We start from the raw sequence: 2,574 nt of genomic DNA on the forward strand, positions 1-2,574 counted from the left end.
GTAAGCATCCGGCGAAGGCCGCGGTTCAGGCCGCCTGAGCACTCAACGTGTGGGGTGTCCAGTTCCAGGGAAGGAGTTGCTCTAGCCTGCCGATCGGCGTGTCGGCAATGTTGGCGAGAACGTCGGCGAGCCATGCTTGCGGGTCGATATCATTGAGCTTGGCGGTCATGATCAGTGTGGCCATGAAGGCGGCTCGATCCGCGCCGCGATCCGATCCGGCGAAGAGCCATGCCTTCCTGCCGAGTGCAAAGCCTCTGAGCGCGCGCTCGGCGGCGTTGTTCGTGAGACAAATCCGGCCGTCTTCGAGGAATGACGTGAAGCCATCCCAGCGCTTGAGCATGTAGTCGATTGCCTCGGCGACGGGAGAACTGCGCGACAGCTTTGCCCGCTCGGATTGGAGCCAACCATGCAGTTCTTCGACGAGTGGTTGGCTGTCGTGGCGACGGCGGGCCAGGCGCTGCTCGGCGGTAAGACCGTTGATCTCCCGTTCGATGTCGAACAGGGTGTCGATCCGTTGGACAGTCTCAAGCGCCAGCGGCGAGATCGGCGTAGCCTTGCTGCCACGCTTGGCGTTCGTGGCAATATCGGCCAGCACGAAGAACTTGCGGCGTGCGTGTGCCCAGCACAGCGCCTGGGTCAGAGGCGCGGGATCGCGGTCTATCTTGAACAGCGGATTATACCCGCCATAGGCATCCGCCTGCAGAATGCCGGTGAAGGTCTTCAGGTGGCGCTCGGGATGCTCCTGCCGCCGGTCCCGCGAGGCATAGTAGAGGGCGGCGGGCGGTGCCAATTTTTGCTTATCCAGGCCGCCGAATGGCCGGTCATCCCTGACATAGGTCCAGATGCGGCCCGTATCGGTCTTTCCTTTCGCCAGGATCGGCACCGTCGTGTCATCACCGTGCAGACGCTCGGCAGCCAGAACATGCGCCTCGATCAGCGAATGGATTGGTTTGAGGGCCGCAGCGCACGCGCCAACCTGGTCGGCCAGGGTCGAAAGGCTGAGATCGATCCCCTCACGGGAATATCGTTCGCTTTGACGGTTGAGCGGCTGGTGCTGGGCGAACTTCTCGAACAAGATCATTGCCAGAAGGTTGGGCCCGGCAAAGCCGCGCGGTGTCACATGGAAGGGCGCTGGGGCTTGCGTGATCTTCTCGCATTCACGGCAGGAGAACTTCTCCCGCACGGTCTGAATGACTTTCCACTGACGAGGGATGACCTCCAGGGTCTCGGTGACATCCTCGCCGAGCTTCGACAGCTTTGCCGAGCCGCAACAGGGGCAGCTCGCCGGGGCGGCGATGACGACACGCTCTCGCGGCAGATGTTCGGGAAAGGGCTTCCGGGACGGTCTCTTGCGCTCGAAGGCCTTGATAGTAGAACCCTTGGCAACCGCCTCTGCCGCGAGTTCATCTTCGCCGGCATCAGCTTCGAGTTCTTCGAGCTGCAGTTCCATCTGTTCGAGAAGCCGCGCCTTGCGCTCCGAGCGGTTGCCGTAAAGCTCGCGGCGAACCTTCTCGATCTCCAGCTTCAGCCGGGCGATCAGCGCCTCGGAATGCGACACGAGAGCTTTTGCGCTGGCAGCTTCCGCCTTCGCTGTCGCCGCTTCAGCCTCGGCCGCAACACGCCGCGCGCGCTCTTCGGCAAGCAGTGCGAGTGCACTGGCAAGGTCGTCCGGAAGCTGTTCGACGGAAGCGTTCATGGCGAGATGGAATCATATTCGCTCCCGCCATGCCAGCATTTTTGCTTATCCGGCCGAGGTCGGCCGCCAGGTTTTTTGCGGCATCCGCCAGTCGATCCCCTCCAGCAAATAGCCGAGCTGCGCAGGTGTGATCACCACCGTTCCATCGGCCGCCGACGGCCATATGAAGCGGCCCCGCTCCAGCTTCTTCGTGAACAGGCAGGCTCCCTGGCCATCATGCCAGATGACCTTGATCAGGCCGCCGCCACGACCGCGGAAGACGAACAGGTGTCCGCACATCGGATCACGCTTGAGCGTCTCCTGCACCATCAGCGACAAGCCAGGAAAGCCCTTTCGCATGTCCGTATGGCCTGTCGCCAGCCAGACCTTCACACCAGCAGGAACCGGGATCATCGCCGACCCAGCACACAATCGAGAATGCGGCCAAGTGCCTCCGTGTCGATATCGCTATCCACGCGGACACGACGACCGCGGCCCAGATCAATCGTTACATCGCTGCGCTTCCGGCGCGGTTGCGATGGCGCAGGCAGCTCCGAGGCCGCGGGTTGGGCTGCCGGCGCGGCCTCCGAAACGATGACAGGCACCAATGTGCTCGATACCGGGGTCGACGGCTCCTCAAGCTGGCAGAGTTCCTTGCGCCAGCGAAAGAGCTGGCTCACGTGGATGCCGGCCGATCGCGCAATCTCTGAAAGAACCGCACCAGGCTCAAGGCAGGCGGCAACCAACCGCTCCTTATCCTCGCGAGACCAGCGCCGCCGACGCTCAACGGACGTGATCACTTCAATCGGATGCTTCGTCATAGGACTACTCCTAGTGTTTGCACTAGGACTTCCGATGTTCACGCCAATCTCGCAAGGCGGCCCTCACCGGAGGCGTAC

Annotated in this window: 3 protein-coding genes; all 3 read right to left on the reverse strand. The window is 62.5% G+C overall.

The window, feature by feature from the left end; all coding sequences use genetic code 11:
* Positions 1-25 precede the first annotated feature (25 nt).
* From tnpC to tnpA, 3 genes are read right to left on the reverse strand one after another with little or no spacing between them, the layout of a single operon-like run.
* Positions 26-1,696, reverse strand: a complete 1,671-nt coding sequence (tnpC, locus tag LQK84_RS24970) for an IS66 family transposase (RefSeq protein ID WP_230831485.1) — start codon at positions 1,694-1,696, stop codon at positions 26-28.
* A 45-nt stretch (positions 1,697-1,741) separates the two neighbouring features.
* On the reverse strand, positions 1,742-2,089 hold the full coding sequence (gene tnpB / locus LQK84_RS24975; RefSeq protein ID WP_230831486.1) for an IS66 family insertion sequence element accessory protein TnpB: 348 nt from the start codon (positions 2,087-2,089) through the stop codon (positions 1,742-1,744).
* Positions 2,086-2,496 carry an IS66-like element accessory protein TnpA gene (gene tnpA, locus LQK84_RS24980; protein ID WP_230831487.1) on the reverse strand — a complete coding sequence of 137 codons (411 nt, stop codon included), beginning with the start codon at positions 2,494-2,496 and terminating at the stop codon, positions 2,086-2,088. The genes tnpB and tnpA overlap by 4 nt, the downstream gene beginning before the upstream one ends.
* Positions 2,497-2,574 lie beyond the last annotated feature (78 nt).

This window comes from Rhizobium sp. C4 (assembly GCF_021026315.1).
Taxonomy (GTDB): Bacteria; Pseudomonadota; Alphaproteobacteria; order Rhizobiales; family Rhizobiaceae; genus Ensifer_A.